Consider the following 7751-nt stretch of genomic DNA (forward strand, 5'->3'; position numbering starts at 1 on the left):
CCGCCAGCTCGACCAGGCGGGGGTCGGGACGGCGGGCCGCGAACGGCCGGACCACGGCCAGCAGCGTCGGGTCGTCCCGGCGGGGGAGCAGGGTCGTGGCCGGGTGGGCACCGAGCGCCTGGATGGCCGTGCGCAGGTTGAACAGGGCCGCGCCGCAGGAGAGGAGCAGTTCTCGCTGGTCGGCGTCGGCCACCGGCAGGGCGCGGTCGGTGTCGGCGTGCAGCTCCAGGCCCGCGCTGGTGCAGCGGAACCGCCAGGGCTGCGTATTGTGCGTCGACGGCGCCAGTACCGCCGCTCCGAGGACGGACTTCACCTGATCGGGGTCCAGCAGGCCGATCGAGGTGATGGGTAGTGTCATGGTTTCCCCTCGGTGCCGCGGAGCGGCACACTGTGTGTCGGAAGCTTCTTCCGACGGTCTCTCGCCCCGCGGTGCCGCGGAAAGGGGACAAAGTCACCGATGATGCGGAGGCCTTGGTGAGCGGAGCCGCCCACGAACCGGACGGCGGGCCGCGGCGGATGGCGGGCACGCTGTCCGGCCTGCGGCTGCGGGAGCTGCTGCGCGACCTGCAGGACCGGATCGAGCTGCTGATCGGCACCCGGGACAAGATGGACGGCCTGCTCGACGCCGTCCTGGCCGTCGCGTCCGGGCTGGAGCTGGACACGACGCTGACCCGGATCGTGCAGGCGGCCATCGAGCTCGGTGAAGCCAAGTACGGCGCACTGGGCGTGCTCGCCGAGGACGGTTCTCTGTCGGAGTTCATCTACGTCGGCATCGACGACGAGACCCGCCGGCTCATCGGGGACCTGCCGGAGGGCCACGGTGTGCTGGGTGTGGTCATCGACGAGGCGAAGCCGCTGCGGATGGAGGAGATCTCGGCGCACCCGGCCTCGGTCGGGTTCCCGGCGCACCACCCGCCGATGCATTCGTTCCTGGGTGTGCCGGTGCGGGTCCGCGACGAGGTGTTCGGCCGGCTGTACCTGACCGAAAAGAAGAACGGGGAGCCGTTCACCGATGACGACGAGGTCGTGGTGCAGGCTTTGGCCGCCGCGGCCGGGATCGCGATCGAGAACGCGCACCTCTACGAGCAGGCGCGGGTGCGTCAGCAGTGGCTGGCCGCGACCAGCGAGGTGACCACGGAGCTGCTGGGCGGCACGGACCCGGCGGAGGCGCTCAACCTGATCGCCAGCCGGGCGCTGGAGCTGACCGGTTCCGACGTCACGTTGCTCGCGCTGCCGAACTCCGGGCGCCTCGACGTCGACGAGGACTGGGGCGACGACGTCGACGACCTGACGGTCACCGTGTGCGCCGGGACGCGGGCTTCGCAGCTGTCGGGGATGCGCATCGACGTCGAGGAGAGTGTGCCCGGCGCGGTGTACCGGGACCGGACGCCGCGCAGCGTGCCGGAACTCGCGTTGCGGGAGCAGCGCTTCGGGCCCGCGATGGTGGTGCCCCTGCGGGCGGGCGACCGCACGACCGGTGTGCTGATCGCGGCCCGGGAAGCCGGGGCGGCGTCGTTCGAGTCGGCTCAGCTGTCGGTGGTGGCGTCGTTCGCCGACCAGGCGGCGCTGGCGTTGCAGCTGGCGGCCCAGCAGCGGGCGGCGCGGGAGCTGGACGTGCTGGGTGACCGCGATCGGATCGCCCGTGACCTGCACGACCACGTGATCCAGCGGTTGTTCGCGGTGGGGTTGTCGATGCAGAGCACGCAGCGGCGGACGAAGTCCCCGGAGCTGCAAAAGCGGCTGGGAGACAGCATCGAGCAGCTGCACGAGATCGTCCAGGAGATCCGCACGGCGATCTTCGACCTGCACGGCGGGGCGGCGGGGGAGACGGGCCTGCGGCTGCGCCACCGCCTGCACGACGCGATCGCCGAGCTGACCGACGACGCACCGATCCAGCCGACGGTCAGCCTGTCGGGTTCGATCGACACGGTACCGACCCAGCTGGCCGAGCACGCCGAGGCGGTGGTCCGGGAGGCGGTCAGCAACGCGGTCCGGCACGCGGACGCCTCGACGGTGTCGGTGTCGGTCACGGTGAAGGACGACATGATCCGCATCGTCGTGGCCGACGACGGCAAGGGGCCGGCCGAGGGCATTTCCCCCAGCGGGCTGGGCAACCTGCGCGACCGGGCCGAGTCCTCGGGCGGGACGTTCACGTGGGGCGCCGGCCCGGAGGGCGGCGTCAGGGTCGAGTGGTCGGCACCGGTCAACTGACCCCGGCTTCCGTCCCCAATCACGCGAGCCCCGTCCCCAATCACGCGAGTCCCGTCCCCAATCACGCCAGTTCCGGCTTCAATCACGCCAGTTCGGCGGTCACGAGTTCCCTCATCGCGGCTTCGTGACGCCGGCCCGAGAGGGTCCTCTCGCCCGGCTTCGGTGACGAAGGTCCTCGCGGGCCGGGCAATCCGGCCGCATCGCCCGGCCCCTCCCCGCGGTCTCCTTGTCCTGCGACCGCCGGCCGCCCGGTCGCCGCTGCCACAGCCGCGCCGGCCTCTGCCGCGCCCTCGCGCCGGGTGGGCGGTGCCCGCTCGACGAGCCGTTCGCCCAGCCCGACCTCGTCGTCGACGTCCGCGGCCAGGAGCCCGAGCTGGCCGCGCGCGAGTTCGGTGTCGTGTGCGCGGTCCGCGACCGGGTGCCGGTCGCGCTGGTCTCACCGGATCCGGACCGTGACTGACGTCGACGGGCTCCTCGCCACCTGCCGGGCCGCCACGAGACACCTCCGGGCGCACGCGGGCGGATGACCGGGTTCCGCTGGTCGTCCTGGCCGAACCGCCGGCGCGGCGGGACCGGGCGGGCACCGCGGCGCGGCCGCCGTCCAGCGGGGAGTGGGCGCGGTACATGGCAGAACGAGGAGGGGGGAGAGGCCGAATTCCGCCGGACCGGAGGACTTTGTGCTCCGGTGCGGGCGCGCCGCCACCGCGACCATGGCTGTGGCGGGGCATCCGGCTCCGCGACGAGGAGTGACCGCGATGACCGCCGCCTTGACCCACGAGCAGCTCGGTGTTCTCGCGCGCGCCGTGAGCCGCGCGCCTTCGGTGCACAACAGCCAGCCGTGGCAGCTGCTGGTCCGCGGGACCGAAGTGGACCTGCTCGAACGCCGGGACGTCCACCTGCGCCGGCACGACCCGGTCGACCGCGACCGCGTGCTCTCCTGCGGTGCCGCGCTGACCAACCTCGAACTCGCCGTCCGCGCCCTCGGCCGGGACTGCCACGTCGACCTGAGGGACGCCGGCGAGGTCGTGGCCACGGTGACGATCGGCCGCCCGCGCGCGACCTCCGTCCGGGCCTACACGCTCTACCAGGCGATCGGCCGCCGCCGCAGTCACCGGCACCGGTTCTTCCACAGCCGCGTGCCGACGGACGTGCAGCGCGCGCTGGTCGCCGCCGGCGAGACGACGGGCGTCCACGCCGTCGTGCCCGGGCGGCTGGACAAGCTGGCGGAGCTCCTCGGCTTCGCCACGCGCGTCCTCCGGGACGACCGCGGCTACCAGCGTGAGCTCGGGGCGTGGATCGCGCACGGGTCGCTCGTCGGCGACGGCATCGCCGAGGACGCGCTCAGCCCCGACGCCCTGCCGGTCGCGGGGCTCGTCCGCACCGCCACGCCGGTCCCGGACGACGCCGTGCTCGCCGACCGGCTCGCCGCGGAGAACCTCCTGGTCTTCTGCACCGACGGCGACAGCCGGCTCGACCGGTTGGCCGCCGGCGCGGCGCTGCAGCGAGTCTGGCTCGCCGCGGCGGCCAAGGCCTTGGTGGGCTCGGTCATCACGCAGCCTTTGCACCTGACCGGCTTCCGGGCACGGCTCGTGTCCGAGCTCGCCCTGCCCGGCGTCCCGCAGGCGATCTTCCGCTTCGGCTACCCCGCCGTCCCCGCCGCACCCTCACCACGGCTCCCGCTCGGTGAGCTGTTCCCGGCACGGGGTCCTGAGTCGTCTCGGACCAGCTCAGCACGAAAGAAAGCGTATAACGACATACACGGCGCGAGTACTTTCAAAGCAATCTAAGCCCTTGCCGGCGGTGAGCGGTCTATTGTGGACGCTGCGGCCGGCCGAGGCTCAGCCGACGGTCTTTCGGGCCACTCCGCCGTAGAGCTGGGTGTTGGTGTGCGGGTCGTCGGAGATGTCCCCTGGGCCGCCCGGGCGCCACAGTGCGCAGCCGACCAGGCCCGGTTCGATCAGCTCGAAGTCGCCGAACATGGTCTCGACCTCCTTGTGGGTGCGGGTGGTCGCCTGGTCGTGGCCCCTGGCGAGGTTGAAGGTGCCCACGGCGCTGTTGATGCGGTCGCTGTCGCGGTCGCTGACCAGGTGGGAGATGGCCAGGTAGCTGCCGGGCGGGACGCGGCGGCGGTACTCGGCGAGCAGCGCGTGCGGGTCGCTGGCGTCGGGGATCCAGTGCAGCATGGCGACCATCAGCAGGCCGATGGGTTCGGTGAAGTCGAGCCGGCGCACGTCCGGGTCGGCGAAGATGCCGTCGGGGTCGGTGAAGTCGGCGTGCGCGATCGTGGCGTGTTCGCTGGTGCGCAGGAGCATCTTGCTGTGCGCGACGGCGATCGGGTCGCGGTCGACGTAGACCACGCGGCAGCGGGGGTCGATCTCGCCGGCGATCTGGTGGACGTTGCCGACGGTGGGGATCCCCGAGCCGATGTCGAGGAACTGCCGGATGCCCAGGCCCATCAGGGTGCGCACGACCCGGCCGAGGAACGCGCGGTTGAGCCGGGCGACGTCCCGGATGCCGGGCATGATCTTCTCGGCCTGTTCCGCGGCGTCGCGGTCGGCCTGGAAATTGTGGGCGCCGCCCAGCAGATAGTCGTAGGTCCGGGAACTGCTGGGTTTCGTCGTGTCGATACCCGGAGGAACCCATTCCTCTTCCTGATGTTGCGTCATCGTGCACCTCGCTCACCGTCGAACGAAGAACATACTCAATTACCGGGCGTTCCGCGATTACGCCATCGGTGTGACGGCAATTCAGCCGATGGGTGCTGTCGCGTGCCGCCGGTTGGGCCTAAGGTGGCAGACCTCCTCCGGACTGCCAAGGAGAGGAAATGAGCGTCCCGGTCGCACCAGGCCGTCGGATCCTGCTGGGACACACCCCGTCGATGTTGCGGCGGCGCGTCGGGTTCACGTCTTCCCTGCGCGCGCACGGCGATATCGTGCGTCTCTTCCTCGGTCCGCTGGAGACGTATTTCCTGACGAGCCCGGAGTTGGTCAATCACGTTCTCGTCACCCAGGCGACGAGCTTCTCGAAAGGGATCATCTTCGATCGTTTCCGGCCGTTCATGGGAAACGGGCTGGTCATGTCGGAAGGTGCCTTCCACCTGCGGCAGCGCCGGCTGATGCAGCCTGCGTTCCACGGTGCCCGGCTCGCCGCGTACGCGGACACGATGGTGCGGGCCACCGAAGAACTGACCGGTACGTGGCGGGCGGGTGAGGTCCGCCGGCTGGACGCCGACATGCAGCGGCTGGCCATCACCGTGGTCGGGGAGACGCTGTTCGCCACCGAGCTCGGGCGGCAGGCCGTCGCGGAGGCCCGCCGGTCGATCCCGGTGGTGCTCAAGGCGGGGATGGTCCGGGCGTTGTCCCCGCGGTTCCTCGAACACGTCCCGGTCATCCCCGCCAACCGGCGGTTCGACCAGGCCGTGGACCGGCTCCGGCGGATCGTGCACGAGGTCATCGCCGGGTGGCGGGTCACGGGGGAGGACCACGGGGACCTGCTGTCGATGCTGATGCTGGCCCGGGATCCCGGCACCGGCGAGGGCATGACCGACCACCAGGTCTACGACGAGGTGGTCACGTTGCTCACCGCGGGCAGCGAGACCAGTGCCGTCGCGCTGACCTGGCTGTTCCACGAGCTGGCCCGGAATCCGGAGGTCGAGCGGCGGGTGCGGGCCGAGGTGGACGAGGTCCTGGGCGGCCGGACGGCGACGTTCGCCGACGTCGCGAAGCTGGCGTACCTGCGCCGGGTCGTCAGCGAGGTGCTGCGGATGTACCCGATCTGGATCCTCATGCGGCGGGCCTTGCGGGACGTCGAACTCGGCGGGGTGCGGCTGCCCGCCGGGACGGAGGTCATGTTCAGCCCGTTTTCGCTGCACTTCGATCCGCGGTTCCACGAGGAGCCGGATCGGTTCGACCCCGATCGCTGGTTGCCCGAGCGGGCGGCGCGCGTTCCGAGAGGGGCGTACGTGCCGTTCGGGGCGGGTGGCCGGCAGTGCATCGGGCAGGCTTTCGCGCACACCGAGATCACGGTGGTCGCGGCGACCGTGCTGGCCGGGTGGGAATTGTTCCCGGTGCCGGGGGTGCCGGTGCGCCTCACGGTCACTTCGGCGGCCTATCCCGATCGGATGCCGATGACCGTGCTGCCCCGGCGGGTGAGCTGACCGGCAGCGGAACCAGTTTTTTCGATCGCATCATTCGTCTGATTTCTTTCGGAGGTAATTTCTCGTGTCCGAATTCCGTGGTGGGATGACGCGCGCCGCCGGCCGTCGCCGGCGGGCCGCCGTGCTCGTGCTGGTGGCGCTGGGCTTCCTGCTCCTGCCCGTGTCCGCCAGAGCGGACGGCGCGAGCTGCCGGGACGTGAACTTCCCGGTGACGCTCGTGGCACTCCCGCAGACGATGCACGGGACCCTGTGCGTGCCGGCCGGTGGCGCGAACACGGTGCAGGTGCTCATTCCCGGTGGCACGTACAACAGTTCGTACTGGGACATCGGGTACCAGCCGGAGATCCGGTCCTACCGGCTGGCGATGAACAACGCGGGGTACGCCACGCTGGCGCTCGACCGGCTCGGCACCGGGGGCAGCACGACCCCGCCGAGCGCGGTGCTGACGACGATCACCGAGGCCGCCGTGGTGCACCAGGTGATCCAGTCGGTCCGGTCCGGTGCGCAGGGGCCGCGGTTCGGCAAGGTGATCCTGGCCGGGCATTCGTTCGGGTCCGGCACCGCGAGCATCGAAGCGGCCACGTTCCACGACGTCGACGCCGTGCTCGTCACCGGGCTGGCCCACAAGCTGAACCTCACCGGGACGACGGCGGTCTTCGCCGCCACCTACCCGGCGATGCTCGACCCGCGGTTCGCCACCGGCGGCTACGACCCCGGCTACCTGACCACGATGCCGGGCAGCCGCTACTCGATCTTCCACGCCCCAGGCCCCAAGGTGGACGGGGCGGTGGCCTTCGACGAGGCGACGAAGGACACCTCGGCGTACGAGCAGGCGGCCGACCTGTTCCCGATCGGCATCATCGCGCCGTACTCGCTGCTGATCGACCGGCCGGTGATGGTGGTGCTGGGCCAGGACACGGTGTTCTGCGGGCTGCTGGCCACCAACTGCTCCTCGGCGCTCGGGATCAAGACGTCCGAGACGCCGTACTACGCCGTCGGCGCGGACCTGACCACGTATGCGCTGCAGGGCTACGGGCACGCGATCAACTACGCGTCCAACGCGGCGGACTACTTCCGGGCCGTGATCGACTGGGCCGACCGCAAGGTCGGCCGGTAGTGGCCGCGGCTCGCGGGGGCTGCGGCCGGTGCAGCAGACCCCGCGAGCCGGTTCGTTCAGCAGCCCGGCTGAACAGCAGTACCGGTGCTCCAGCCACCCGAATACTGAATGGTGCCCGACGCCCAGGCGCAGCCGGGTGCGTAGAGCATGTTCCCGTAGATCGGACTGCCGTTGCCGTTGAAGTCGAAGTAGTCGTGGGAAGCCGGGCTCTGCCGGTAGATGTCGGCGTATCGCCAGAACCCGCTGGGGTTCGCGCCGCCGGCGGCG

7 protein-coding genes and 1 pseudogene are annotated in these 7751 nt (G+C 71.1%); 5 read left to right on the plus strand and 3 right to left on the minus strand.

What is annotated here, in order from left to right; translation table 11 throughout:
• A pseudogene (locus tag CCN39_RS52305) lies at window positions 1-358 on the minus strand (Acg family FMN-binding oxidoreductase); the annotation flags it as partial.
• A 158-nt stretch (window positions 359-516) separates the two neighbouring features.
• On the opposite strand from CCN39_RS52305, the gene CCN39_RS42790 reads away from it, so the two are divergent.
• The 3 genes from CCN39_RS42790 to CCN39_RS42800 all read left to right on the plus strand — a co-directional run bounded on the left by CCN39_RS42790 (window position 517) and on the right by CCN39_RS42800 (window position 3998).
• Window positions 517-2211, plus strand: a complete 1695-nt coding sequence (locus CCN39_RS42790) for a sensor histidine kinase (RefSeq protein ID WP_086852305.1) — start codon at window positions 517-519, stop codon at window positions 2209-2211.
• A gap of 226 nt (window positions 2212-2437) precedes the next feature.
• On the plus strand, window positions 2438-2671 hold the full coding sequence (locus CCN39_RS42795) for a hypothetical protein (RefSeq protein ID WP_244211261.1): 234 nt from the start codon (window positions 2438-2440) through the stop codon (window positions 2669-2671).
• A 295-nt stretch (window positions 2672-2966) separates the two neighbouring features.
• Window positions 2967-3998, plus strand: coding sequence for an Acg family FMN-binding oxidoreductase (locus CCN39_RS42800; protein ID WP_244211262.1), 1032 nt, complete (start codon window positions 2967-2969; stop codon window positions 3996-3998).
• A gap of 51 nt (window positions 3999-4049) precedes the next feature.
• Here the strand turns inward: CCN39_RS42800 and CCN39_RS42805 are convergent, their stop codons facing one another.
• Window positions 4050-4877, minus strand: coding sequence for an SAM-dependent methyltransferase (locus tag CCN39_RS42805; protein ID WP_086852298.1), 828 nt, complete (start codon window positions 4875-4877; stop codon window positions 4050-4052).
• 158 nt (window positions 4878-5035) lie between these two features.
• Here CCN39_RS42805 and CCN39_RS42810 point away from each other — a divergent pair, with 158 nt between their 5' ends.
• Both CCN39_RS42810 and CCN39_RS42815 read left to right on the plus strand, forming a co-directional pair.
• Window positions 5036-6367: a cytochrome P450 gene (locus CCN39_RS42810; RefSeq protein ID WP_086852301.1), complete on the plus strand. Its 1332-nt coding sequence runs from the start codon at window positions 5036-5038 to the stop codon at window positions 6365-6367.
• An 85-nt stretch (window positions 6368-6452) separates the two neighbouring features.
• Window positions 6453-7484, plus strand: coding sequence for an alpha/beta hydrolase (locus CCN39_RS42815; protein WP_244211263.1), 1032 nt, complete (start codon window positions 6453-6455; stop codon window positions 7482-7484).
• Window positions 7485-7540: 56 nt separating this feature from the next.
• Here CCN39_RS42815 and CCN39_RS50420 read toward each other — a convergent pair.
• On the minus strand, window positions 7541-7751 hold a 211-nt coding region (locus CCN39_RS50420), incomplete at its 5' end, for a hypothetical protein (RefSeq protein WP_158104601.1).

Source organism: Amycolatopsis kentuckyensis, from assembly GCF_002155975.1.
GTDB classification, from domain to species: Bacteria; Actinomycetota; Actinomycetes; order Mycobacteriales; family Pseudonocardiaceae; genus Amycolatopsis; species Amycolatopsis kentuckyensis.